18 protein-coding genes are annotated in these 26,143 nt (G+C 36.0%); 11 read left to right on the top strand and 7 right to left on the bottom strand.

Annotated features, from left to right (window positions below):
• Window positions 1–25 precede the first annotated feature (25 nt).
• Both D0817_RS11655 and D0817_RS11650 read right to left on the bottom strand, forming a co-directional pair.
• The gene (locus tag D0817_RS11655; protein ID WP_127338543.1) at window positions 26–2,119 is read right to left on the bottom strand and encodes a TonB-dependent receptor; all 2,094 of its coding nucleotides are present in this window, start codon (window positions 2,117–2,119) and stop codon (window positions 26–28) included.
• A 12-nt stretch (window positions 2,120–2,131) separates the two neighbouring features.
• Window positions 2,132–3,406, bottom strand: coding sequence for a PQQ-dependent sugar dehydrogenase (locus tag D0817_RS11650; RefSeq protein WP_127338542.1), 1,275 nt, complete (start codon window positions 3,404–3,406; stop codon window positions 2,132–2,134).
• 184 nt (window positions 3,407–3,590) lie between these two features.
• On the opposite strand from D0817_RS11650, the gene hpt reads away from it, so the two are divergent.
• From hpt to D0817_RS11625, 5 genes are all read left to right on the top strand, one after another.
• Entirely contained in the window at window positions 3,591–4,121 is a 531-nt protein-coding gene (hpt, locus tag D0817_RS11645) for a hypoxanthine phosphoribosyltransferase (protein ID WP_127338541.1), read from the top strand.
• 80 nt (window positions 4,122–4,201) lie between these two features.
• Complete coding sequence (locus D0817_RS11640; protein ID WP_127338540.1) at window positions 4,202–4,774, top strand: adenylate kinase; 573 nt, start codon at window positions 4,202–4,204, stop codon at window positions 4,772–4,774.
• 211 nt (window positions 4,775–4,985) lie between these two features.
• Window positions 4,986–6,260, top strand: a complete 1,275-nt coding sequence (locus D0817_RS11635) for a hemolysin family protein (protein ID WP_127338539.1) — start codon at window positions 4,986–4,988, stop codon at window positions 6,258–6,260.
• A gap of 145 nt (window positions 6,261–6,405) precedes the next feature.
• The gene (gene obgE / locus D0817_RS11630; RefSeq protein WP_127338538.1) at window positions 6,406–7,407 is read left to right on the top strand and encodes a GTPase ObgE; all 1,002 of its coding nucleotides are present in this window, start codon (window positions 6,406–6,408) and stop codon (window positions 7,405–7,407) included.
• A 174-nt stretch (window positions 7,408–7,581) separates the two neighbouring features.
• Window positions 7,582–9,726: a S46 family peptidase gene (locus D0817_RS11625; protein ID WP_127338537.1), complete on the top strand. Its 2,145-nt coding sequence runs from the start codon at window positions 7,582–7,584 to the stop codon at window positions 9,724–9,726.
• Between the two features lie 160 nt (window positions 9,727–9,886).
• Here the strand turns inward: D0817_RS11625 and D0817_RS11620 are convergent, their stop codons facing one another.
• The gene (locus D0817_RS11620; RefSeq protein ID WP_127338536.1) at window positions 9,887–16,219 is read right to left on the bottom strand and encodes an alpha-2-macroglobulin family protein; all 6,333 of its coding nucleotides are present in this window, start codon (window positions 16,217–16,219) and stop codon (window positions 9,887–9,889) included.
• Between the two features lie 129 nt (window positions 16,220–16,348).
• On the opposite strand from D0817_RS11620, the gene D0817_RS11615 reads away from it, so the two are divergent.
• A complete protein-coding gene (locus tag D0817_RS11615; RefSeq protein ID WP_127338535.1) occupies window positions 16,349–17,035 on the top strand; it encodes a tetratricopeptide repeat protein in 687 nt (228 codons plus the stop codon).
• A gap of 68 nt (window positions 17,036–17,103) precedes the next feature.
• Complete coding sequence (locus D0817_RS11610; protein WP_127338534.1) at window positions 17,104–18,459, top strand: UDP-N-acetylmuramate--L-alanine ligase; 1,356 nt, start codon at window positions 17,104–17,106, stop codon at window positions 18,457–18,459.
• Between the two features lie 97 nt (window positions 18,460–18,556).
• Here the strand turns inward: D0817_RS11610 and D0817_RS11605 are convergent, their stop codons facing one another.
• Window positions 18,557–19,183, bottom strand: a complete 627-nt coding sequence (locus D0817_RS11605; RefSeq protein WP_127338533.1) for a DUF1287 domain-containing protein — start codon at window positions 19,181–19,183, stop codon at window positions 18,557–18,559.
• Between the two features lie 114 nt (window positions 19,184–19,297).
• Here D0817_RS11605 and radC point away from each other — a divergent pair, with 114 nt between their 5' ends.
• From radC to D0817_RS11590, 3 genes are read left to right on the top strand one after another with little or no spacing between them, the layout of a single operon-like run.
• Window positions 19,298–19,987 (top strand): RadC family protein, encoded by a 690-nt coding sequence (radC, locus tag D0817_RS11600; RefSeq protein WP_127338532.1) that lies wholly within the window; start codon window positions 19,298–19,300, stop codon window positions 19,985–19,987.
• A 3-nt stretch (window positions 19,988–19,990) separates the two neighbouring features.
• On the top strand, window positions 19,991–20,677 hold the full coding sequence (locus D0817_RS11595; RefSeq protein ID WP_127338531.1) for a YjjG family noncanonical pyrimidine nucleotidase: 687 nt from the start codon (window positions 19,991–19,993) through the stop codon (window positions 20,675–20,677).
• A 2-nt stretch (window positions 20,678–20,679) separates the two neighbouring features.
• Window positions 20,680–21,429 carry a hypothetical protein gene (locus D0817_RS11590; RefSeq protein ID WP_127338530.1) on the top strand — a complete coding sequence of 250 codons (750 nt, stop codon included), beginning with the start codon at window positions 20,680–20,682 and terminating at the stop codon, window positions 21,427–21,429.
• A 15-nt stretch (window positions 21,430–21,444) separates the two neighbouring features.
• Here the strand turns inward: D0817_RS11590 and D0817_RS11585 are convergent, their stop codons facing one another.
• Window positions 21,445–22,722, bottom strand: coding sequence for a replication-associated recombination protein A (locus D0817_RS11585; RefSeq protein ID WP_127338529.1), 1,278 nt, complete (start codon window positions 22,720–22,722; stop codon window positions 21,445–21,447).
• A 220-nt stretch (window positions 22,723–22,942) separates the two neighbouring features.
• Between D0817_RS11585 and D0817_RS11580 the strand changes: the two genes are divergently transcribed.
• On the top strand, window positions 22,943–23,710 hold the full coding sequence (locus tag D0817_RS11580) for a rhomboid family intramembrane serine protease (RefSeq protein WP_127338528.1): 768 nt from the start codon (window positions 22,943–22,945) through the stop codon (window positions 23,708–23,710).
• 163 nt (window positions 23,711–23,873) lie between these two features.
• On the opposite strand, the gene rlmB is transcribed toward D0817_RS11580, so the two are convergent.
• Together rlmB and D0817_RS11570 are read right to left on the bottom strand one after the other, a co-directional pair.
• Entirely contained in the window at window positions 23,874–24,608 is a 735-nt protein-coding gene (gene rlmB, locus D0817_RS11575; protein WP_127338527.1) for a 23S rRNA (guanosine(2251)-2'-O)-methyltransferase RlmB, read from the bottom strand.
• Between the two features lie 85 nt (window positions 24,609–24,693).
• Window positions 24,694–26,100, bottom strand: a complete 1,407-nt coding sequence (locus D0817_RS11570; protein ID WP_238160856.1) for a SusD/RagB family nutrient-binding outer membrane lipoprotein — start codon at window positions 26,098–26,100, stop codon at window positions 24,694–24,696.
• Window positions 26,101–26,143 lie beyond the last annotated feature (43 nt).

Genomic DNA, 26,143 nt, shown 5'->3' with positions numbered 1-26,143 from the left:
CTGAATTTGATTTTGTGTGCAACATCTAAAATAAGTAATTTAATGAGATTGTTCCGTAATAATTTACGGGAAGTCCCGGATAATAATATCTAGGCATTGCATTTCCGACTGCGACAGCATTGGGTAAAATTAATGAAGCATATTTTTCGTTGGTAAGATTATTGATTCCGGCAGCAAAACTGGTCGTCAGGAAAGGCAAAATTTCAAATCCGTAACCCGCTTTAATATTGACCATGTGGTAGGCATCTGAATATGCGGTGTTGGCATCGTTTAACGGAATTTCATCCACAAACTGATAATCGGCAGAAAAATAAATGCCTGAACGGGAATTGAAAATCAATCCGGCATTTACTTTATTCGCAGCCACTCCGGTTAATTTGTTTCCTGAAAAATCATTTCCGTTATCCAGGTATTCTTTAAATTCATATTTGCCCAAAGAACTCGAAAAATAGGAACTCATTGTCCAGAATGAATTAATAGGCCAATTGTGTTTTAAGGTTATTTCGATCCCTTCGTGAAATGTTTTGCCGGCATTTACACCTACATACTGATCGTCTCCAACGCGTTTTGCTACCAGCAGATCTTTTATTTCCATTCGGTAAACAGCAAATTCGGTGTACAGTTTTTTATTGAAAAAATAGAATTTTCCACCTGCTTCAAAATTATAGCCGTTCTCCGGTTTGATATCAGGATTAATGGTTCCGTTGCTGGTCAGTGTTTCTTCCGTCGCCGGTAGTGAAAAGCCGCGGCTTGCTGAAAAATACAGGGTTCTCTCCTTACTGGTTTTAAATAACAAAGACAATTGGGGGGAAAGAATACCGTCATAACTGTATTGTTGATTCAAACTGAGGTTATAATTCTCCAATTCAAATGCTGTTTTATTGTAATTTAGTCCGGCCTGGATTTCAAACTGTTTGGAAAGTAACGTTCTGATTTGCGAAAAAATATTGTAAAAATGCCTTTTCTGACCATTTTCGGTAAGCTGGTTTCCCTGTAAACTTCCCTGTCCATTATTCTGCTGATATAGATTTTCGAACGTATTGCCTTTGTAAGTGTCTGAGAAATATTCGATTCCGGTTATAAACTGGTTTTCGGTTTCCTTAATTTTAAAACTTCCTGAAAACTGCGTTCTGGCACCGGCTGCAAAAGTATATTGACGCAGAATATCAAAAGGCCTGGGTTCATTACTGTCTTTGTAATTGATAAAAACCGAAGTTGAATTCTGTATGTTTTCATTGATTTTAAAATCATAAGCCAATCCGCCCAGAGTCGATTTGTATTCTTTGTATCCTTTTGAAGCGACCCAGGTTGGAGCACCGGATTTTGGATTGTTTTCAAACATCGTTTTATTGATCGAACTGGGAATGAAAGATTTGAGATAAGTATAATTGGAAAAGTAAGTCAGTTTGCTCTTTTCCTTTTTAAACAATTCGCCGGCCATTGTAATTCCTTCCCGGTTATAGGCACTGTTTTCCCTCCAGCCATCGGTTTGCAGTTTGTGATAACTCAGGTTTAAACTGCCTTGTTTTTCATTCAGGCTGTAATTAAGGGTGTTTTTTAATAAACCGTAAGAGCCAAAAACGGTGCTTATTCCGGCATTTTGCCCCTGTGTTTTTGAAAGTTGAGGTGAAAGTAAAATCGCGCCGCCTAATCCCGCACCGTAAACGCTGGAAAGAGGGCCTTTGATAATTTCGACCTGGCTGATGCTTTGTAGATCAATATCATCGATCACGGTTTCGCTGTTTCCGGAAGTGAGCGGAATACTACCGTAAAAAGCCCTGATTTTATTCGTGCCGTAAGGTGTTCTTGCGCCAATGCCACGAATTGAAATCCGGGTGGTTGTAAAATTTGCAGACTGCATAAAAACACCTGGAATTGTATTAATAACAGTGCTGATATCGGTTGTATTATTTTGCAATAAATCTTTTCTGGATAAAATGCCAATTGAAGCCGGAGCATTTTGCAAGTCGGTATTAATATAAAACGGACTAATCACGACTTCTTTGAGTTTCTGCGTCTGAAGCGAATCTATAGTGTTGCTTTCCCTATTTTGTGCATTGATCGTTTGTAAAAAAAGCAATGCAAAAAAATAAAGAAAGCAGTATTTTTTTAAAATCATAAAAAGGAGCTGTTATTTATTGGCAGTTACTTTCCAGATGGTATTTCCGCTGTCATCGTTTACCAGAAGTGATCCGTCATTCATAACCGTAACGGCAACGGGACGGCCATATACTTCCGCTTTGGCTTCATCTGCAATAAATCCGGTTAAAAAATCTTCGGGTTTTCCGGAAGGTTTTCCATTGGTAAAAGGAACGAAAAGAACTTTATATCCTGATATTTTAGCGCGATTCCAGGAACCATGCTGACCTATGAAAATTCCGTTTTTGTATTTCTTCGGAAAAGCATCTTTCGTATAAAATGCCAGTCCAAGAGAAGCCGTATGAGCACCAACAGGAACGTCGGGTACAATTGCTTTTGCGGCTAAATCTTTGCGTTCGCCTTTCATTCTTGGATCTAAAATATTCCCATAGTACGAATACGGCCAGCCGTAAAAACCGTCTTTTTTAACACTGGTAACATAATCTGGAACCAGATCATCGCCCAGTTCGTCACGCTCATTAACCGCTGTCCAAAGTTCGCCATTCGCCGGATTCCAGTCCATTCCGACGGGGTTTCTAATTCCGGACGCATAAATTTTCTCACCGGTTCCGTCGGGATTTACTTCGAGAATTGCAGCGCGGCGCACTTCTTTGTCCATTCCGTTTTCCCCCACATTACTTCCTGATCCTACGGAAATATAGATTTTTGTTCCGTCAGTATTTGCAAGTAAATTTCTCGTCCAGTGATTGTTGTAGCCTCCGGCAGGAAGTTCGAGAATTTTTGTGCCCTGGGTTTCCAGTTTGAGGGGATTATTTTTATAACGATAGCGATAAAGGCCGTCAGTGTTGGCGATATAGAAAAAATCTTTCAGCACCAGCATTCCAAAAGGCCTGTTCAGCCCTGAAATAAAAACATTGCGGGTCTCAAATTTTCCGTCTTTATCAGCATCACGAAAAACCGTAATCTGATTTTTACTGGCTCTGGTACCGCTCTCAACAATAAAAATATCATTGTTTGGGGCAATATAGGTCCAACGCGGATTTTCCAGACCATCTGCAAATTTAGATACGGTAAAACCTTCGGGTGCTTTTGGTGTTTTTCCATCAGGCCATTTCAGGACGCGGCTGTTATTTGTTTTGGATTCGGTAGCGTAGGGTGGTGGTAAAGTAATTTCCCCGATTGCCGTTTTGACAATATTACCGGGCTGTTTTGCAAGTGCTTCTTTTTCTTCTTTTTTGACCTGTCCGTTACAGGCTGTCAGGACGATTAATAATATAGCAGAAGATATTTGTCTTATTATTTTCATTGTGATTTGGAGTTAAATATGTTAAAGACAACAATTTAGTAAATGTAAAAAATAATAACAGAATTGAAATGTAAAAATTAACTGATATTTAACATTGATAAAAAAGTGTTGTTTCAAAATAATTTGATACTAACAGTTTGGTTGTAATTCTGTATCTTTGCGCATTATTTTAAACATAAAAATAATGATACAACTTCACGATAAACAATTTGTTCCGTTTATTTCGGCAAAAGAAATTGATTTTGCTTTAACGAAAATAGTTGCACAAGTAGAAGATGATTTCGGAGATGATACACCAATTTTTATTGGAGTTCTGAATGGCGCATTTATGGTGGTTGCCGATTTCCTGAAAAAATACAAAAAGCCCTGCGAAGTTTCATTTATCAAAATGGCGTCGTATGAAGGCACAGAATCTACTAATTCGGTTAAAGAATTAATAGGAATCAATCAGGATTTATCCGGCAGGACTGTTATTATCATTGAAGATATCGTCGATACAGGGAATACAATCGAGGAATTAAAACAGATGTTTAAAGCACAGAATGTAAAGCATTTTAAGATTGCAACTTTGTTCTTTAAACCGGAAGCATATAAAAAAGATATTAAAATCGATTATGTCGGGATTAGGATTCCGAATAAATTCATTGTCGGCTACGGTTTAGACTATGATGGTTTAGGACGAAATTTAACGGAAGTATATAAATTGGCGGAATAAATTGTAAACAAAACACACAACTATATATTCATTTTAAACTTCTTTGAAAATTAAGAAGTCAAGCAACACTCACACTTATTATGATTAACATTGTTTTATTTGGAAAGCCGGGAGCAGGAAAAGGAACTCAGGCAGAATTTTTAAAAGAAAAATACAAATTAACACATCTTTCAACCGGAGATATTTTTCGTTTTAATTTAAAAAATGATACAGATTTGGGTAAAAAAGCAAGAGTTTTTATGGATAATGGAGAGTTGGTACCTTGCGAAGTAACAACTGCAATGTTAATTGACGAAGTGAAAAAACACCCGGATACAGCAGGATTTTTATTCGACGGTTATCCAAGAACTTTAGACCAGGCCGAGGCTTTGGATAAATTTCTGCCAACAATTGGTTCAAGTGTTACCGCAACAATCGCTTTAGAAGCTGATGATGAAATTTTGGTAGCCCGTCTGTTGGAAAGAGGAAAAACAAGTGGAAGACCCGATGATCAGGACGAAGAGAAAATTCGTGTAAGATATCAGGAATACAATGAGAAAACAGCACCATTAATTGGTTATTATAAAGAACAAAATAAGTTTTATGCCGTAAACGGTATCGGAACTATCGAAGAAATTACAGAGCGATTAACGTCAGTTATAGATAATTTGTAGAAGCTTTTTCCAGCTGTCGTTTCATCCCGAAAGCCATCGGGATAAAAGAAAACTATTTTTCCATACCATAAAACAAGCGTCTTCGGATTGCTGTTTTCTGGGAGGAAAAATTAGTTTTTTTAGTTCAGGGCTTGTCAGGACATTAAGGCTATAATACATTTAGGTTACAAATTACATTTAACGAACTATTCAATAACGAATCAATTACAAATTGGAAATACTAATAATATTTTTTCTAATACTATTAAACGGAGTTTTCTCCATGTCTGAAATTGCACTGATTTCAGCCCGGAAAAACAGACTGGAAACAGCCGCTAAAAAAGGAAACAAGAGTGCCAGAATAGCGTTGGATTTAGCTAATTCGCCTAACAAGTTTTTATCAACTGTTCAGATCGGAATTACCTTAATCGGAATTTTGACCGGTATTTATTCAGGAGATAAAATCACAATTGATGTCGAGACATTTGTTAGCGGATTTCAGGTTTTAAAACCTTATGCCCATTCCGTTGCAGTTGGGATTGTCGTGGTGGTTCTAACCTTTTTCTCTTTGGTTTTAGGGGAATTACTGCCGAAACGCATCGGATTGAATTATCCTGAATCTATTGCGAAAATGGTAGCCATGCCAATGAAGATCGTTTCGATTATTACAGCTCCTTTCATCTGGCTGCTTACCTCATCGACCGATTTTTTATTGAATGTGATGAGAATAAAACCCACCGCAGACGGAAAAGTGACGGAAGAAGAAATTAAAGCCATTATAAAAGAAGGAACCGAAGGCGGAGAAGTTCAGGAAATTGAACAGGATATCGTGGAGCGTGTGTTTCATATTGGTGACCGAAAAGTAAATTCATTAATGACACACCGTAAATCGGTAGATATGCTGCCGTTAAATGCTGATAAAGCCAAAATTAAAGAACTGGTTTTACAGGATTTACACACCGTTTATCCGGTTTACAGCGATAATTACGACGATATTGTCGGAATCGTAACCCTTAAAAATATATTTGCCAATATCGAAAGCGATCATTTTGATTTATCGGCAATTATGATCGATGCTCCGTATTTAATGGAGCAGACCACGGCTTACAAAGCATTGGAAAATTTCAAAAAAACAGGTATTCACTATGCTTTGGTTTCAGATGAATATGGTGTTTTTCAGGGAATTATCACACTAAATGATATATTGGAAGCCTTAGTAGGCGATGCTTCTGATTTTTATAAAGATGAATTCCAGCTAATCGAAAGAGAAGATGGTTCATGGCTGGTAGACGGACATTATTCGTTACACGATTTCTTAACTTATTTTGAGTTGGATGAATTGACAAATGATTACGAAGTCAATACGGTAAGCGGAATGATTATGACCGAGCTTTCTCATATTCCGAAAGAAGGGGAGAAATTAATCTGGCAAAAATTTGTGCTTGAAGTCATTGATATGGATGGCGTAAAGATTGATAAGGTGCTGGTAAAAGCACTTAAAGAGTAGAGAGAATAAAATAGTTTTCAGTCACAGTATTCAGTCGCAGTTTGCCCTGAAAATGAGACTGAGACGGAATACTAAAAACAATAGAATTTAGTAATACGATTAGAGTAATCTAAAATCCAAAATCTAAAATCTGAAATTTAAAACAATGACAGAAGGAAATTTTGTAGATTATGTTAAGATATATGTTTCTTCCGGAAAGGGAGGAAAAGGATCTACACATTTACATAGAGAAAAATTTATTGAAAAAGGAGGCCCGGACGGTGGTGATGGTGGTCGTGGAGGACATGTATACTTAGTAGGTAATAAAGGACTTTGGACATTGTTCCACTTAAAGTTTGCGCGTCATATTAAAGCAGGTCACGGTGGAGATGGTGGAGGAGACCGTAGCACAGGAGCTGACGGAGATGATAAATTTATCGAAGTACCTTTGGGAACTGTTGTTAAAGATAAGGAAACCGGAGAAACCTTATTCGAAATTACCGAAGACGGCGAAAAAAGAATCCTGTCTAAAGGAGGTAAAGGAGGGTTAGGAAACTGGCACTTCAGAAGTTCTACCAATCAGACACCAAGATATGCACAGCCAGGTTTACCGGGAGTAGAGATGGATGTGATCCTGGAGCTTAAAGTTTTGGCAGATGTAGGTCTTGTAGGTTTTCCTAATGCAGGGAAGTCAACCTTATTGTCTGTGCTGACTTCTGCAAAACCAAAAATTGCCGATTACCCGTTTACAACCTTAAAACCAAACTTAGGAATTGTTGCCTACAGGGATTTTCAGTCTTTTGTAATTGCAGATATTCCCGGAATTATAGAAGGTGCAGCGGAAGGAAAAGGTCTTGGACATTATTTCTTACGCCATATTGAACGTAATTCGACTTTATTATTTTTAGTACCTGTTGATACTCCTGATATCAAAGGAGAGTATGATATTTTGGTGAACGAATTGACAAAATACAATCCGGAAATGCTGGATAAAGAACGTCTTTTGGTTATTTCAAAATGTGATATGCTGGATGATGAGCTTAAAGCAGAACTAAAAGTAGAATTAGATGTTGCTTTTAAGGATATTCCGTATATGTTTATTTCATCTGTGGCCCAACAAGGTTTAACAGATTTGAAAGACAAGCTTTGGAAAATGCTGAATGAATAAAATCTATATGATTTATAGAAAGGTGTCCTGGCAAACAGGGCACCTTTTTTGTTTTACAGAATATTATATTCGTAAAAAACCACCAATAATAACTGAAGATATATAATTTTAAGAACTTGTAAGATTACAGAATTGCGAAAATGACTTATATTCGCATTACTTAAACAAAATAACATGAAAAAAATAATTTTATTCTTAACCATGTGCCTGATGGCTTTTCCTGTAAGAGCTGATGAAGGAATGTGGTTTCTGATGTTTATCGAAAGACTGAACCATAGAGATATGGAAAAAATGGGACTGCAATTAACAGCCGAAGAGATTTACAGTATTAATCATCACAGTCTTAAAGATGCAGTGGTACAATTCAACGGAGGTTGTACAGCAGAGATCGTTTCCAAAGATGGTTTGGTTTTAACAAATCACCACTGTGGTTACAACGCTATTGCGGAGCTTTCGACAGCAGAACAAAACTACCTGAAAGATGGTTTCTGGGCAAAAGAAAGAAGCGCAGAGATGAAACCAAAATCTTTGTACGTTCGTTTCTTCGTACGTATGGACGATGTTTCGAAAAGAATTTTGTCTAAAGTAAATGATACAATGACAGAAACAGAGAGAAACAAAATCATTCAGCAGGAAATCGCTTTAATTGAAAAGGAAAACAACGAAGGCGGAAAATATACCGTTTCAGTTCGTCCTTTCTTTCAGGGAAATGAATACTATTATTTCGTTTATCAGGATTATACGGATGTACGTTTAGTAGGTACACCTCCGGAAAGTGTGGGTAAATTTGGTGGGGATACAGACAACTGGGAATGGCCGCGTCAGACAGGAGATTTCTCTATGTTCAGGGTGTATGCTGATAAAGCAGGGAATCCTGCTGCTTATTCTAAAGAAAATGTGCCATTACAGCCGAAACATTACTTGCCGATAAGCATTAAAGGAGTTAAAGAAAATGACTTTGCGATGATTTTAGGGTATCCGGGAAGAACAAACCGTTGGATGCCAGCCGGCGGAATTGAGCAAAATGTAAAATTTGCTTATCCTGCATGGGTGGAAGGTGCTAAAACCGGAATGGACCAAATGAAAAAGTATATGGATAAAGATGCCACTGTTCGTTTACAGTATGCGTCAAAATATGCTTCAACAGCGAATTACTGGAAAAACCGTCAGGGGATGATTGATGCTTTGACTAAAGCAGGAACAGCAGATACGAAAGCGGAACAAGAAGATAAATTCTATGAGTGGGCAACCAAACCGGCGAATAAGGAAAAGTATGAAAATGTAATTCCGACTATCAATGAGTATTACAGATCAACCAATGTAAAAGCGACTCACGATAATTACCTGATGCAGCTTTTACGTACTTCAGCGTATGCCAGCGGAACAGCAAATTTAGGAAATGCGCTGATTGCCTATTACAATGAAAACGATGCTAAAAAGGCTGAAATGCTGCCTAAGATTATGGCAATGATCGATAATATGTATGGTGAATTTTATGCACCACTTGAAAAAGATCTATTGACAGCACAATTGAATTTATATGCTGCTAAAGGAGCTGAATACGGCTTAGCGACACAAATAGCTAAAATGAAGTCAGTTAATAACGGTGATTTTACCGCAGATGTGGCAAAAGCAACAGAGACAAGTTATTTTACAACGAAAGAAAAAGTACTGGCATTTATGGCCGATCCGAAACCATTAGCGATTGTACACGATCCGTTGTATATTATTTCTAACGATCTTTTGACAAAATACCGTTTTAAATCAGAGGATCAAATGAAATCGGATGACGGTTTTGCAATTGCTTACCGTGAATTAGTAGAAGGTTTGAGAGAATCAAAATTAAATGCGATTCAGTATCCGGATGCCAATTCAACTTTGAGACTGACATACGGAAAAGTTCGTGCTTTGCCGGAAGACAAACGTAACGATGCAAAGATCAACAATTATACAACCATGGAAAGTATGGTAAAAAAGTATAAAGCAGGCGATCAGGAATTTGATTTACCGGCACGTTTATTAAAATTAAACAAGGCAAAAGATTACGGTCAGTATGCAGATAAAGCGGGGTACATGCCTGTAAACTTTCTTACTGATAATGATATTACAGGAGGAAACTCAGGTTCACCGGTTCTTAACGGAAAAGGAGAATTGATTGGTATCGCCTTTGACGGAAATATCGAAGCCATGGCCGGAGATGTTATTTTTGACCCTAAATTGCAAAGAACAATTAACGTAGACATTCGCTACGTACTTTGGATTATCGACAAATATGCGGGAGCCAAAAACATTATTGACGAAATGATGATTATTAAATAATCGGATTGATTTCTTAAAAATTAAATCCGACAGGCTTTTAAAACCTGTCGGATTTTTTTGTGTTTAAAATGGGCTTCGACTTTGCTCAGCCTGAACATAATAATCTACAATGCTTATTTTGGAATTTGGAATTATTTTTTGGAAATTTTAATCAGTGCTGTTAATTCACTTTTACCCGAATTCCTTTTGTATGACTTGCAAATTCAGGGGCATACATACTTTCAATAGTGGTAATTCCGTTTGAAAATTCGCCACTATTATTTACTCTGATTTCATATTCTAAAACATAAGTCCCTTTGTTAATCTGGTCAAAGAAGAAATGTGTAGCCGCATCTTTTGTACTGATATAATATCCAAGTCGGTCTTTGTATCGGTATTCCGACAGAACACTTACAGGTTCAAAGCAAGAAGCTCTCATGTCTTTTAGATGTACAAATTCCATATCTTCTTTTGACGTAATTACTAATCTTACAGTAACTAAATCTCCGGTTTTTAATGGATTTTTGCTTGTTATCTTTTCTAACTGATCGCCTTTAAGGGAGTTTTTCTTTAGATATAATTCTTTCGAAACTGATAATACAGCTCCAGAATTGCTTTTGATCTTATCTAAATCTTCAAAATACTGCCAGTACACACCGCCAAAGCCCGGAACTTTCGATTTGTTTTCGATGGTGATAGAAGCCATTTCTCTTTTGACTTCCTCTTTTTTCCAGTTGAGTTTGATATAACCCGTCTCCGCTTCTTTTTCGTTTTCGGCTAATTTTTTGGTCAGGATCTTTTCATCTCCAATTTTAATAACCGTATTGTCTTTTACAGAAAGCCAGTCGGTTCCCTGCATCAATAAAGCGTAGACGGCTTCAGTAGTGGCTTTTGTGGTGGGCCAGTTTTTGGTCTGTTTGTTTTTTAATAACCAGACTTTCATCGCATCAACCGATTTGGTATCGTTAGTTACTTCAGCGAAAGCTTCAATCAATAAGGCCTGAGTTTCTATTGGCGCCTGATACCAGTACCAGCCTGCTTTATTAGCAATCCAGTACATTCCCCAATCTTCATTGTTAGATGCTGTTTCTTTTAGGCTTTCAATTATTTTTTTAGCAGATTCACTCTCTCCAAAACGATTTAAAGTCAGAGCAGCCAGTCCTTTTTCGTAAAGATAATAACTTAACCAGTCTTTTTTAGCCGTTTCAAGATACAGTTGAGTTGCTTTTTTTAAAGTATCGGAAAGGAGATATTTATCCAGATAAAAACTTCTCGTATATAAGTAATGCAAATCAGAATAAGGATTAATCCAAATCAGTTTGCTTGTGCCTTTTATGTTTTTAGTCTGGGTTTTATAATAATATAAAAACTTATTGTCGAGAAACGGAATTCCTGTTTTGGCAATAGCATCAATTTTAGTATCATTTTCTTTCGTTTTATTCAATTTAGATAAATGACCTAAACCGGCTAAAATATGTCTCGTAATATATTCGCTTTCATCACCGCCGTCAAACCAGGAAAACCCTCCGGACGATTTTTGTTTTTGTTTTAATTTATCGAAAGTCGCCTCCTGTGAAGTTTTCATTTTTTCCAAATCGAATAAAAGTGCGAGATTCTTTTTCTTTTCATCTTCACTTTGTGCGTCATTCAGCCAGGGTGTTTCGGCGAGAATAATCGATTTTAGTTCTTCATTTTCTTCCAGTTTCGAATTCAGTTTTCCATTCTTTCTCCAATCTTCAAAGACAGTCGCAATCTTCGGATTCCCGGAAATAATTTCCGTAGCCAGCGCATTCGCATAAAAACGGGCAAAAGTCTGCTCGGCACATTCGTGTTCGTATTCCATTAAATAAGGTAAAGACTGAATCGCAATCCACGAAGGGTTTGAAGTATATTCTAACGTAAATTGATGATTTCGTAAGGTGTTTGAATTATTGTTTTTAAGATTCTCAAATGCGTATTCCTTTTTAGAATTCTCGCGAACCCAAATCGGAATACTTTCTGTCACCAGCATGTTGTTGGTCAAAACCGGTAGAATGTTCTCTTCTCCATCGGAAAAAGTACCGGATTTGGCCAAAATTTTATATTGAACGCCCTGCAAACCTTCCGGAATAGAAATTTTCCAGGTTGCAGTTGTATTTCCGAAAGCGGCAACATTGAAATTCCGAACATTTTTTACGTTCAGCATTTTGGTATCAATCGGCTGCATGGTTACGGCATCAAAAAACTGTAAAATGGCAATTCCTGTTTTCGCTTTATCTGTAATATTTGAGATTTTAGCAGAAATTACAATAGTGTCTTTCTCTCTGAAGAAACGTGGGAAATTTGGTAAAACCATCAGCTCTTTTTGAGTCACAACGCTTTTCTCTAAATAACCCGAAACCGCATCTTTATTGTGTGCCAGTAAACGAAGTTTCCAGGCGGTTAAAGCTTCCGGGGAAGTAAAGTTGAAACTGACTTTTCCTTTAGCATCTGTTTTTAAATTCGGTAAAAAGAAAGCGGTTTCAGACAGATTTTTTCGGGCTTTTACCTGAGTAAGTTCTTCCAGGGCCTTTTTGGTCGTGATAATTATGACTCCGTTGGCGCCTCTGCTTCCGTAGAGGGCTGTGGCTTTGTCCGGGCTTAAAATATCCATAGAAAGAATTTCATCTGGATTTAAGTTACTCGCGATATCCTCAGTTGAAATTTCTCCGTCAATTACATATAAGGTCGATTGATTTATAACCAGAGATGTCAAGCCTGTTATTATTTTTTTTCCGGGAATAAACTTGACTTTATTGGTTTGGAAATATACAGGTTTCATAAATTTTACCTGATCTACTTTAGGCAGAGGTGGTTGGGAGTCAGAAAGGATATTAGCAGCTGCAGCTCCAACAGGTTCATCGATAGTTAAAACGGCGTCAGCATCACCTTTAATAGTTTCACTGCCGACCTTTTTATCTTTAAGCTCCACTATAGTCAGGCCAAGTGAATCGCCATATCGACTACTATTAATGTCAAATCCAAACCATTTTAGTCGTGTTTCTTCATTACGAAAAGCTGTAAGAGGCAAAACTGTATTTAAATTTTGCAATGAAGCGTACGTAACATCAAAACCTAATCTTTCTTTGAAATTAGTTCCGTTGTAATTGTATCGGTTAAATTGTAAGGTTTCCCATTCCTTCTCAGAAAACTGATCTAAGGAACTGTCATACATGGAGGCTAAAACTTCAGCTTCGGCTTGTGTGTTGAATGCGCTTAATTTGAACGACCAGTTTTCACTGGTTCCGGGTTGTATTTTATTCCTGAAACTTTCAACTGTCCACTCTAATTTTGTTTCTTCATTTTTAAGTATTACATTGATTTCCTCCGTAAAAGTGTCATTTTCAAAAACACTTTCGAAACCTAATTTAATGCTTTTTTCAAATTCATTTTTCAACGGAATTTTGATTGTAGCTTCGTTGTTTTGTAAATGAAAAGTATCTTCAAAATATATTTTGCTATCGTAATTTCCATTCGCTGTAATATAAAGTTCAGGAATAACAGAAGATAATTTTACAAGTACATAACCATCTTTTTTAGGGTTTTCATTGATTTGTTGTACCGTAAATAATTTGCTCGGATCGAATTTGTCCTTGCTTTGAATGAGTTTAAAGTTTGAAACAGATTCAATGGGGTTATTAAAACTGTCTTTGGCAGAAAAAACAATTTTATAGGTACCGGATTTATAATTGGATATAAAATCCAATACTATTTTTTTGTCTTTTTGAGTGTCTGTTTTTTTAGAGTATAATAGTATTTCATTTGGAACATGTTTAGTTTCGTTTTCAGATATTTCATAAGGAAATAATTTTTCAAAATCTGCCGGCGCGATAGTTTGAATCTCCGGTTTTTCCCAAATACGGTTTTTAAATTTATTCGATAATGGTTTTACAAAATAGAGTGTGATTTCGCCCTTGGCTGCTAAAAATTCTCCGTTTAAATTTGTACTCGATAAGTTGATTTCGTTTTTGTCTTTGGTTTCAATTTCATTTGGTAAACTGGCATTAATAATCAAATCATGAAAACCTACTTTTATAGTAGTTTCTGCTGAATGTGTTTCGCCATTAAGGTCTGTAATCGTTGCAAATATTTTATAATTAAAGACTGGTAGTTGCTCTTTTTTACTGTTTTTTGACGGTAAAGCGATAAAGTCGATACTGAATTTTCCTGAGGCATCTGTTTTAGTTTCGCCAAAGGTTAAAACCTCGTTTTCTTCATTTCCGTAATAATTTCGAAAGTAGCTCGTATATCGGGTAACTGTGTAGGTTACTTTTGCATCAGAAATATTACTTCCCGCAAATGCTTGGGCATTTCCTTTTACTTTAATGGACTGATTAACTTGAAAACTTTTGTTTTTAGGATCAAATCTTACTTCAAATTTAGGACGTTTGTATTCTTCAACATTGAAAGAAATTCGGGAATTTTCAAAATTTGCATTTTCCCAAAATCGAGACTGGACTTGATTTTTAAAGTACGCCTCATTTTTCTTATAGTCTTCCGGTCTGGATGCAGTGAGGCCATATTGTCCCGTTAGACCACTTTTTGGTAAAATAAACTCGCCGGAAAATGAACCAAATTCATTCGTAGTTACTTCAATTTCTTTAATTAGTTGATAGTTCGCGTCGTTTACAATAAGCTTAAATGTAGTATTGGCAATGATGCTTGTTTTGTTTTTAGTTTTTTGAATTGCAATTCCTTTATAATAAACGTTTTGTCCCGGACGGTAAATAGCCCGATCTAAGTAAAATTCAACTTTAGCGTTTGTTTTGGTATTGTCAGATTCGTTATATTCATTACTATAACTAATGTAATCCTTATCAATTAAAATACTATCATTTTGTGTTGAAATTTCGATAGTTTCATAATTATAATTATTGTTAATTTTTTTATAAGTGGCTAGTCCTTTTGAATCTGTTTTAAGCGTAAAGGTTGCTGATTTGATACTTGCATTTTCTATAGGCTTTCCTGTTTTTCGATCTAAAACCTGATAATTTTCAGTATCGTTTTTTTGGTTAGCAAGGACAGTGAGGTTTGAAACAGTGATGATTTCAAAATCATATGCTTTTCCGTCTTTTGAATCGGAATCACTTTCAAAATAAACCAAATAATTTCCTGTTTCTAAATGCGGCAAAAGCACTTCTGTACTGTACTCAAAATAGTCTTGCCTATTTTGGAACTCATATCTTTGATAGGCAATTTTACTTTGATTTTTAATAATTACAGGAGCTAAACTATCTAATAATTGACGGTCTTTTTTGAATTCTTGTACTTTCTTTTGAGGAATTTTGAAGAACGAAATGGTTAGATAGTTTACGTTTTTGTATTCAATCAGAGCTCGTGTATTTTCATTATTGTACGTATATTTTTGAAGCTTAACGGATAATGTTTTTGAAAGAAGTTCTTGTTTTTGAGCTAAAGCCGATTTCGAGGCATTTGACTGGTTATTAATTTTTATAATTTCATCAAATAAGACAACTGCCTCAATATTGTTCTTTGGATATGTTTCTTTTGAAGCTTGTTTTAGAAGTATGCGGGCTATTTCGAATTTTATTTTCTGAGATAAAATCTCCCCTTTAGATTTGCTTTGAAGTTCATTTAAATACTTCATAAAGTCATCGTCTGACTGTAACAGGTAGGCATTGCAAAATTGTGCCCGCTCAAACTGATTTTCTAAAGTAGGATGATTCGCTTCCTGTTTTTGATATAAAGACAGCACTTTTTTTACGTTTTCATCTTTTATAAAATCTAAACTTAGTTTTATAAAAACATCAGAATCTGCTAATAGCTGCTCTTTATGAGTTAAGAAAATGCTTTTTTCAATTTGCCATTCTTTTATCTTTTCAGTGAAAAACGTGATGTTTTCTTTTAATAAATAATCATATAGACTTTCGCTTTTTAGTTTTTCTAAAGTTAGAAATTCAAATATGGACTGATAATTTGTTAAAGGAGTAGCTTTTAAAATGTTTTCGTTTTCTAATGTTTTTGCGAAAAGAGCGATTATCTCATTTTCAGTTGTAAATTCAAGCTTAACATCGTTTGTTTTGGAAATTCCATCTACTTGAGAAGTGTCTATAGTCGCAGCAGCCGAATCTATTAATGCAACATAATCATCAACTACTGCCGCCGCACTATCTACAACAGCATAAGGTTCGTAGTAGTCAGAATAATTTTGTAAACATTTCGCATATACCAATGTTAAAATAGCCTTTGAAGGAACCGAAACGCGATTAATATCCGTTTTTAAATTATTTAAAATTTTGGTTTGGGCATTCTCATCAACAACCTGCAAATATTTAGATTGATAAAAAAAACATTTTATCATTTGCACTTCTTCTTTATCTGAGATTGCTTTTTTGTATATTTTTTCAACAATCTTATTGGCTGATTTTATTTTTCCTTCGTTTTCAAAGGCTATGACTTTATCCCATTTTTTGTCAATCTGTTGCGCAAACAATGCTGTAGAAAACAAGAAGAATGCAAATAATATATTTTTCATAAGATAGTTTTAATCTAAAGAGGACAATTGTAAATAAAAAGTTGGGAGGATCTTCAAATAATTTCGTACAAATTACTAATTTATCTTTAAATGCAAATTACTGATGTTATATTTCGCTATTTTTGAAATATGAAACAGCTACTATTCGTCTTATTGTTTATGCCATTACTAATATGGTCGCAATCTAATTTTGAGAAAGGGGAAAAGTTTTTTCATGCAAAAAAATTTGAAGAAGCAAAAGTAGCTTTCGAAGAGGTGCTGAAAACCAAACCCTCAGATCTAAAAACAATTGAATATTTGGGCGACATTGCCTCGCATGATAAATTATGGGAAAAAGCTGTCGGGTATTATAAAAAACTAAAAGAGCTAAAACCCGCAGAAGCCAATTATTATTTTAAATACGGTGGCGCTTTAGGAATGAGAGCCTCAGAAGTAAATAAATTTAAGGCTTTAGCACTGGCAACCGAAGTTCGGGAATCATTCGAAAAAGCGATCGAATTAAATCCGAAACATATTCAGGCGCGTTGGGGATTAGTGGAATATTATCTTCATCTGCCGGGGATTTTTGGAGGAAGCGAGTCAAAGGCAATTTCATATTCAAACGAATTAATGCAGTTATCTCCGGTTGATGGTTACTTGTCAAGAGGAAAAATTGAAGAATATTTTAAGAGATTTAGTTCGGCTGAAAAATATTATATCAAAGCGAATGAAATTGGTAAATCAAAAACCACATTTCAAAAATTATATAATTTATATTTGAACAAATTAAAAGACCCTAAAAAAGCCAGGGAATTAAAGCAAAAGTTTGAGTCATAATAATTAAATCTCAACAACTAAATTTCAGCTATTTATTGGAATTTGGAACTTAAAAATTGGAATTTTAAATGAAAACACATTTCATCGCCATTGGCGGAAGTGCTATGCACAATCTGGCATTAGCATTGCATAACAAAGGATATCAGGTTACAGGAAGTGACGATGCTATTTTTGAACCCTCAAAATCAAGATTGGAAAAAAAAGGAATCCTTCCTGCTGAATTAGGCTGGTTTCCCGAAAAAATAACTTCTGATATCGATGCGATCATTTTAGGAATGCACGCAAAAGCAGATAACCCTGAATTACTCAAGGCACAAGATTTAGGATTGAAAATATATTCGTATCCGGAATTTTTATACGAACAATCCAAAAATAAAACCCGTGTCGTTATTGGCGGCTCTCACGGTAAAACGACCATTACTTCGATGATTTTGCATGTTATGCATTACCATAATATTGCAGTTGATTATATGGTTGGAGCGCAACTGGAAGGATTTGATACGATGGTACACCTGACAGAAGAGAACGATTTTATCGTTTTGGAAGGAGACGAATATTTATCGTCCCCGATTGACAGAAGACCAAAATTTCATTTATACCAACCCAATATTGCACTGATTTCCGGAATTGCCTGGGATCATATTAATGTTTTTCCAACCTATGAAAATTACGTTGAGCAATTCGAAATTTTCATTGGGAAAATTACTAACGGAGGCATTTTAGTATACAACGAAAATGACCCGGAGGTAAAACGAGTTTCAGAAGCGGCTACAAACCCAATTCGTAAACTAGCGTATCATACACCGGAATATACCGTTAGTGATGGAGTTACGTTACTAAAAACACCGGAAGGGGACATGCCGATCGAAGTTTTCGGAGCACATAACTTAAACAATTTAGCCGGAGCCAAATGGATCTGCCAGAATATGGGAGTTGATGAAGCTGACTTTTATGAAGCAATTGCCAGTTTTAAAGGAGCTTCCAAACGTCTGGAAAAAATTGCAGAAGGAAAAGGTAAGGTAGCCTATAAAGATTTTGCACATTCACCAAGTAAAGTAGCTGCTACGACTAAAGCCGTAAAAGAACAATATCCAAACAGAACTTTAGTAGCTTGTCTGGAATTGCACACGTACAGCAGCTTAAATGCTGAATTCTTAAAAGAATACGAAGGCGCTCTGGAGTATGCCGATGTCGCGGTAGTATTCTACTCACCGGATGCGGTAAAAATCAAACAACTTGAAGAAGTGACTTATGACCAAATTGCAACTTCTTTTAATAGAAAAGACCTGATCATTTATACAAATCCTATTGAATTCAAAGAATATCTTTTTAATTTAAATCTGGAAAATTCCGCTTTGCTTTTAATGAGTTCAGGGAATTACGGAGGATTAAATTTTGATGATGTAAAAGCTCTTATTAATTAGAGAATTAGATAATTTGAAAATGAGATAATGGCCAATTGCAGTTTTGTGATTGGCTTTTTTTATTTTCATTGGAATTTGGAATTTAAGCTTTGGAATTTTATTTCCAATAACGGTAGTGCCCTGTAATTTCGTATTCAAACAAACAATCTTCCAGAACCTGGCCTCCGCCAACATTGTGTACAATTAGATTTCGTTTTCCGTCTTTTGATTTTTTGTTGGTGACGATTCCGATGTGAGGAAGTTTTCCGTTGATCATCCACGTTACTATTTCTCCGGTTTTATAAGTGGCAGGATCTTGGTTTACAGTAAGTTTTTTACCTTTTCTTTCAAAGAAAACTTCTAAGTTTGGTACTCTTCTGTGGTCGATGTTGGTATCTGTTTTTGTCATTCCCCACTTTTCCAGATTGGGATATTCTGAAAAATTGGCTATCATATCTTCATGGACTTCTTTTTGTAAATCAATCCCTAACTTTCTGTAAGATCGGATGATTACATCTGTACAAACACCTTTGTTTGCAGGCACATCACCGTTAGGATAAGCTATCGAAAAATAAGCAGAATCATAATCTATTGTCGGGTCGATTACAGAGATGGCAGCATCAGATAATCTTTCTTCAAATGTTTTTGTGGTTGTGTTGGTTGTGAAAGGTGCAAGTGGTTCTTTTTCTTTCTGATGGCAGGAATATGATAAGACCACGAACAAGAGAATATAAATCTGTTTCATCTTTTTGATTTAAAATTAAGGATAATAAAAATAATAATTAATATTTTTAATGAATGAATTTTCTTATTTTTTTTATTAGTTTAGCGGGATAAGAAATAATTTAATTCAGTATTCATGGAGGCCCAATATTTTCCTATTACAAAATGGTCAGAGGAAGACAAACCGCGAGAAAAATTAATGTCAAAAGGTAAAAGTGTTTTAAGTAACGCTGAGTTAATTGCGATTTTGATTGGATCCGGGAGCAGAAACGAGTCCGCTGTTTGTTTGAGTAAAAGAATTTTGGCTAGTGCCGATAGTCTTAATACACTTGGTAAGATGTCGGTTTCAGAATTAATAAATTTCAAAGGAATTGGGCAGGCCAAAGCAATAATGATTATAGCAGCCTTAGAACTGGGGCGTCGCAGAAGAGCTGAAGATACTGTCGAATTAACTAAAATTACATCCAGTAAAATGGTTTTCGACATTATGCAGCCCCTAATTGGCGAATTGCCGCATGAAGAATTCTGGGTACTTTTTCTGAATAATTCGAATAAAGTAATTTCTAAATCTCAACTAAGTAAAGGAGGAATCTCAGGAACAATTGTCGATGTCCGTTTAGTTTTTAAATTGGCTCTAGAAATTAATGCTACAAGCTTGATTTTGTGTCACAATCATCCTTCAGGAGCATTAAAGCCTAGCGATGCCGATATAAAAATTACAAAGAAACTAAAATGGGCGGGGGATAGCCTAGATGTTAAAGTTTTAGACCATTTGATTATTACTGAAACAAAATATTATAGTTTTGTAGATGAAGGAATTTTTTAATATATGAGTACTACGATTACCGATATCTTTTTCGATTTAGATCATACACTTTGGGATTTTGATAAAAATTCAGAGATGGCTTTCGATCGCATTTTTAAAGCGAATTACCCGCACATAATAACAGCTGATTTTATAGAGAAGTACATGCCCATCAATCAGGCCTGCTGGAAATTATATCAACATGATAAAATTACCCATCAGGAGTTGCGTTATAACCGGCTGAAATTCTCCTTTGATGCATTGAACCATCAGATTTCGGATCCCGATATTGATGCGATTGCAAATGATTATATTGAACTTCTAACAGATAATAACCATCTTTTTGACGGGGCAATTGAGGTTTTGGAATATTTGAAACCAAAATACAAATTGCATATTATCACAAATGGTTTTGCCGGAGTTCAGGAAAAAAAAATTAATAATGCCCAACTTTCGGGCTATTTTGCTACTATAACAAATTCGGAGCTGGCAGGTGTAAAAAAGCCAAATAGTATTATCTTTGATTATGCGGTAAATTTAGCCAAAGCTTCAAAAGAAAACTGCGTTATGATTGGAGATTGCCTTGATGCAGATGTAAATGGTGCTTTAAACGCTGGTTTAGATGCGATCTTCTTTAATGACAAGAAAATTGAGGCACCGGAAAATATTAAACAAATAAATCACTTATTAGAACTTAAAAAATATTTATAATTATGAAAATTAAATTTTTGTTGATGGCACTTTTAGTTTCAGTTATTGGATTTTCGCAATCTGTAAACGATTATAAAGCGGTCATTATTCCGTTGAAATATGACTTTCTTAAAACCGATAATCAATACAGATTAGCCACAAGCACTAAATCGAATTTAGTGAAGGCCGGTTTTAAAGCCTTTTATGTAAATGAAGAAATCCCCGCTGAATATAACGATCGTTGTCAGCTTTTATACATTGACGTAAAAAGAGAAAGCGGATTTTTAGTAACTAAACTTTTTGCTGAATTTAAAGACTGCTACGGAAAAGTGGTTTACACTTCTGAAATTGGAAAAAGCAAAGAGAAAGATTACGAAATTGCTTACAGAGAAGCTCTTGAACAGGCATTTTTATCTGTAAATGCTTTGCATTATGCCTATAACGGGAAAGCTGTTGCAACATCAGCTCCGGCTAAGATTTCTAATGCCGCTGCTTCAGTTCCTGCTGTAGCGACTACTACTGTTGTTGCTGCTCCGGTTGCAGATACTTCAGATCCGAATTTACTTTATGCACAGCCGACAGAAAACGGATATCAATTAATTGATAAAACGCCAAAAGTAGTAATGAAATTGCTTAAAACTTCCCGTGCAGATTCATTCATAGCAATTAAAGATGGTATTCAGGGTACCTTAAATGCTAAAGATAATCAGTGGTTTTTTGAATATTACCAAAACGATAAAATGGTATCTGAAAAAGTATCCGTTAAATTCTAAAATATAAAATACGGTTTAATAACCATATTTGTCTTTCCAGCGGTTCTTTAGAAATTCGCGGTTGCTGTTCTCTCTGGAATTGCTTCCCGGATTATAAAGAACCGTTTCTTTTATCGCATCTGGCAAAAACTCCTGGTCTGCAAAATTGTTGGCATAATCATGGGAATATTTGTAATCTTCACCATAGCCGAGTTCTTTCATCAATTTAGTTGGTGCATTTCGCAGATGAATCGGAACCGGTAAATCCCCGGTTTGTTTCACCAGTTGCTGTGCATTTCCAATCGCCATATACGAGGCATTGCTTTTGGGGGAAGTGGCTAAATAAATAGCGCACTGACTCAATATAATCCGGCTTTCGGGATAACCAATAGTGGAGACCGCCTGAAAGGTGTTATTAGCCATGATAAAAGCCGTAGGATTCGCATTTCCGATGTCTTCACTCGATAAGATCAGCATTCTTCGCGCAATAAATTTTACATCTTCACCGCCTTCAATCATTCTGGCCAGCCAATACACAGCTCCATTCGGATCACTTCCCCTGATTGATTTTATAAAGGCAGAAACAATATCGTAATGCTGCTCTCCGGTTTTGTCATACAAAACGGTATTTTGCTGCACCAGCTCAAATACACGGTCATTGGTAATAACTATTTCTCCGTCCGGAGATGCATTCACCACCAGTTCGAAAATATTAAGAAGTTTTCTGCCATCTCCGCCAGAAAGTCTTAACAAAGCCTCGGTTTCTTTCAGGACTATGTTTTTTGAAGCCAATTCAGTGTCAGTTTTCATTGCCCGCTGCAAAAGGGCTTCAAGGTCATTTTTACTGAAAGCATTCAGTATATAAACCTGACAGCGGGATAGTAGGGCAGGTATAACTTCAAAGCTTGGATTTTCGGTTGTAGCACCAATTAAAGTGATCCAGCCTTTCTCCACGGCTGCCAAAAGGGAATCTTGTTGCGACTTGCTAAATCGGTGAATCTCATCGATAAACAAAATCGGGTTTCTGGCAGTAAACAGTCCTCCGCTTTGTTTTGCTTTTTCAATGACATCACGAATATCTTTTACTCCGGAATTTATGGCACTCAAGATGTAAAAAGGACGTTTTGATTCCTGCGCAATAATTTGGGCCAATGTGGTTTTTCCGGTTCCGGGAGGCCCCCAAAAAATTAATGAAGGTATAATTCCCTTGGATATCTGTTGCGTCAACGAACCGTTTGGGCCAACCAAATGGTGCTGACTAATATAATCTTCTAATTTTTGTGGGCGAATTCGCTCTGCTAACGGTGCTTCCATTTTGTAAAATTACGGTTTTCAATTTAATTTTGTTATTTTGAGGAGCTATTTCCTGCTGTTCGCTATATCTTTTCCTGGCTAAAGAAGCCAGAAAAAGGATGCCGCTTCCATCAGGGCTAAAAAAAGGATTTAAGAATATTTTCGGTTAGCTGACAAATTATCAGTAAATTATATTTGGATAGTTTTTTGATATTTAATCCGTGAACCTATTATTGGAATTATGAATGACGATCATTTTAAGTTTTCAAATGCTGTTATCGGACTTCCGGTATTTTTTGTGCTTTTTCTTTGGATAGTGTACTGGTTTCAGATTCGCTTCGATTTTGATTTTTACCAAAACGGAATTTATCCCCGGGATATTTCAGGTCTGCAGGGGGTTTTGTTTAGCCCTTTCATTCATGAAAATCTGGGTCATTTGTATAATAACTCTATTCCTTTGTTCGTATTGTTGGCTGCGATGCAGTTTTTTTATCCCAAACAGGTTTATGCGGTTCTGGGTTACGGGATTTTATTTTCCGGTTTGATTACCTGGATTATCGGCAGGGAAAATTATCATATTGGAGCCAGTGGATTAATTTATGTATTGGTAAGTTTTATCTTTTTTAAAGGAATACAAACCAGATATTACAGATTAGTAGCCCTCTCTTTTTCCGTGGTGCTGCTTTACGGTGGCATGATCTGGTATGTTTTTCCGGATATTGATAATACAATTTCCTGGGAAGGACATCTCGCTGGCTTTTTAACCGGTTTTGCGCTTACTCTTTTTTATAAAACTCCTGATTATGCCAAGCCGATTGTTTACGAGTGGCAAAAACCAGATTTTAATCCGGAAGCCGATCCTTTTATGAAACACTTTGATGCAGAAGGCAATTTTGTCAATACGGAGATTCCGGAAGAGGAAGCAGAAGATGTAATTACTTATTTTAATTCAAATGTTTTAGTAAATTACACGATTCGAAAAAGTGAAGAATCGGATCTAAATGAATAGCAGGGTAGGATAGGAGCTTTTATAACGTGCAGTAAAAAAAATATCCATAACAGTCATTTGCAAAACTATTATGGATAAGTATATATTTTATTAATCATTTTAAGGTTGAGTCAGGAAGCATTCAGTTAATTAAAATGATTCATTACCAATCTAAACTTTAGTATTAACTTCTTTGGCGGACAGCTTCGTATAGAAAAGCTCCGCAGGCAACTGATACATTTAAAGAACCTATCGTTCCAAACATTGGAAGTTTTGCCTTCTCATCTACGATTTTAAGTACCGAAGGGTTTATTCCGCGATCTTCAGATCCCATTATTATCGCTACTGGTTCATTCAGTGATAAATCGTAAATGTTGTGCTCTGTTTTTTCGGTAGCAGCAACAGTTTTAATTCCGGAGCCCTGAAGATAGAATATAGCATCTTTAATATGCTCCACTTTACAAATGGGAACATTAAAAACTGCACCCGCTGATGTTTTTACAGTGTCTCCGTTTACAGGAGCAGATCCGGCTTTTTGAACAATAATTCCGTTTACGCCAGTACATTCAGCAGTACGGATAATAGCACCAAAATTTCGGGCATCAGAGATTTGATCCAATATTAGAAACAAAGGTTTTGCACCGGATTCAATAGTAGATTCAACAAGATGCTCTAAGTCAATAAAACCAATAGGTGATATTGTGGCTACAGCGCCCTGGTGATTATTTGGTGTTAATCTGTTTAGTTTTTCTACAGGAACATAAGAGAAATTGATGTTGGCGCGTTTCATCACCTTCATCAGGTCTTTCATTAACTCACCCGAAATTTCTTTTTGTATGAATACTTTATCTACTTCTTTACCTGCCTGAATTGCTTCTATAATGGCTCTAATTCCAAATATTTGATGTTCTTTTTCCATGGGGCAAATATAGGCATAATGTTTATATAAAAAAAAACCACTCTGAATGAACAGAGTGGTTTTAATATGTTTATTTGAGAATAAATTAGAATTTATCCCAGAATAATTTTGTAGTCAATAAATCTCCACCGATAGCTGTAGATGCAGCTTTCCAGTTTGAGCTGTTAACTTGTTGCTCTAATACTGGGTATGCCATTCTTACAGGAACTTTACCACCAGCATTGATAATAGCAGTAGCAGGAGCTGTTAATACAGGGAAGTCTAATCTTCTCCAGAAATTCCAGGAAGTTAAGGCTTGGTTAAACATAGCTACCCAAGCTTGCTCTCCAATTGATTTTTTCCAGTTAACTGCATCATAAGGATGAGTTGCAAGGTAAGTTACAGCTTCAGCCGGAGTACCACCCCATTCTACGATAGAAGCAGTTACAGCTGTGTTGTAAGCAGTTGCAGCAGCAGCTGGATTCCAACGAGCATTAGCTTCTGCGATATAGAAAGCAACTTCTGTATAGTTTAAGATCACACCTGGAGTTGTAGGAGTGTAAGCAAATTCACCAATATGTGAAAATTCTGCAAATTCACCACCTTCACCAATTGTCTGACCAATATAACCACCAGCAGGTACTTCGTCATAATAATCGTCAAGTCTTGGATCAGCTGAAGTCTTCATGAACTCAATTAATGTTTTACCAGCAATATAATCTTCTCTACCACTAGCCGCTAAATTTTCGTATAACGGATTGTAATTCGGAGATGCTGCTAAGTATTGGAATTGACCGTTATCTGCAGGATTAGTCATCACTCCGGCCGCAATAGCAGAAAGTGCTGTTGTTTGTGCCAAAGTAGGATTAGAATCTGCGATTCCGATTCCAAGTTTTAATTTTAGAGAGTTAGCAAATACAGTCCATTTTGCGATATCTCCATGGTAGTATTGGTCACCATCACTGAAAGATTGAAATCCAGTTGCGCTTGCATCTAAATTAGCGATGTCTGCATTGATTCTGGCAATTAAATCCACATAAATTGTAGCTCCGTCGTCGTATGCTGGCAAAGGAAAAGCAGTAAGGTTTGCTGCCTGAGTATAAGGAACGTTACCAAAAGTATCCACTAAACGTTGGTAAGTGTATACCTGAATGATATCAATTATTGCTAATTGATTCTTTTTGTTTTTTGGCCATCCTGCTACTTCAGTTGCAGTCGGTGCATACGCATTAATTGCATCTTTAGCTTTACCAAGGTTGTTTAATACATTTACATAATTGTCAGTATAGATCTGATTAGAAACATTTCTGTTTGTAAAGTCATAATTACTTTCGTTTACGTACGTTGTTTCTTGCCAATACTGCATGGTAAGCCTAAAGTTATTTTCGTTTACGCTTGGTGTATTCAGGTAATCGCTTAATTCTTTTTGTGCGTAATTAATTAACGATCCAGGAACAACAGTGTACGCACTGTTTGGATCCGTATTTATATCTTCATTAACACAAGCTGTCAAAGACAATCCTATTGTTAATATTGCTATGATTTTTTTCATTTTT

The organism is Flavobacterium cupreum (assembly GCF_003996965.1).
Taxonomy (GTDB): Bacteria; Bacteroidota; Bacteroidia; order Flavobacteriales; family Flavobacteriaceae; genus Flavobacterium; species Flavobacterium cupreum.
This window is presented reverse-complemented; position numbering and strand designations above follow the sequence as displayed.

What these genes read in the sequence shown, in the direction of transcription:
- D0817_RS11585 (WP_127338529.1), bottom strand. Translation starts at nt 22,722, where the DNA reads ATGGAAGCACCGTTAGCAGAGCGAATTCGCCCACAAAAATTAGAAGAT.
- radC (WP_127338532.1), top strand. Translation starts at nt 19,298, where the DNA reads ATGGAGGCCCAATATTTTCCTATTACAAAATGGTCAGAGGAAGACAAA.
- D0817_RS11595 (WP_127338531.1), top strand. Translation starts at nt 19,991, where the DNA reads ATGAGTACTACGATTACCGATATCTTTTTCGATTTAGATCATACACTT.
- D0817_RS11640 (WP_127338540.1), top strand. Translation starts at nt 4,202, where the DNA reads ATGATTAACATTGTTTTATTTGGAAAGCCGGGAGCAGGAAAAGGAACT.
- D0817_RS11610 (WP_127338534.1), top strand. Translation starts at nt 17,104, where the DNA reads ATGAAAACACATTTCATCGCCATTGGCGGAAGTGCTATGCACAATCTG.
- D0817_RS11650 (WP_127338542.1), bottom strand. Translation starts at nt 3,406, where the DNA reads ATGAAAATAATAAGACAAATATCTTCTGCTATATTATTAATCGTCCTG.
- D0817_RS11590 (WP_127338530.1), top strand. Translation starts at nt 20,680, where the DNA reads ATGAAAATTAAATTTTTGTTGATGGCACTTTTAGTTTCAGTTATTGGA.
- D0817_RS11625 (WP_127338537.1), top strand. Translation starts at nt 7,582, where the DNA reads ATGAAAAAAATAATTTTATTCTTAACCATGTGCCTGATGGCTTTTCCT.
- D0817_RS11580 (WP_127338528.1), top strand. Translation starts at nt 22,943, where the DNA reads ATGAATGACGATCATTTTAAGTTTTCAAATGCTGTTATCGGACTTCCG.
- obgE (WP_127338538.1), top strand. Translation starts at nt 6,406, where the DNA reads ATGACAGAAGGAAATTTTGTAGATTATGTTAAGATATATGTTTCTTCC.
- D0817_RS11620 (WP_127338536.1), bottom strand. Translation starts at nt 16,219, where the DNA reads ATGAAAAATATATTATTTGCATTCTTCTTGTTTTCTACAGCATTGTTT.
- hpt (WP_127338541.1), top strand. Translation starts at nt 3,591, where the DNA reads ATGATACAACTTCACGATAAACAATTTGTTCCGTTTATTTCGGCAAAA.
- D0817_RS11615 (WP_127338535.1), top strand. Translation starts at nt 16,349, where the DNA reads ATGAAACAGCTACTATTCGTCTTATTGTTTATGCCATTACTAATATGG.
- D0817_RS11655 (WP_127338543.1), bottom strand. Translation starts at nt 2,119, where the DNA reads ATGATTTTAAAAAAATACTGCTTTCTTTATTTTTTTGCATTGCTTTTT.
- rlmB (WP_127338527.1), bottom strand. Translation starts at nt 24,608, where the DNA reads ATGGAAAAAGAACATCAAATATTTGGAATTAGAGCCATTATAGAAGCA.
- D0817_RS11605 (WP_127338533.1), bottom strand. Translation starts at nt 19,183, where the DNA reads ATGAAACAGATTTATATTCTCTTGTTCGTGGTCTTATCATATTCCTGC.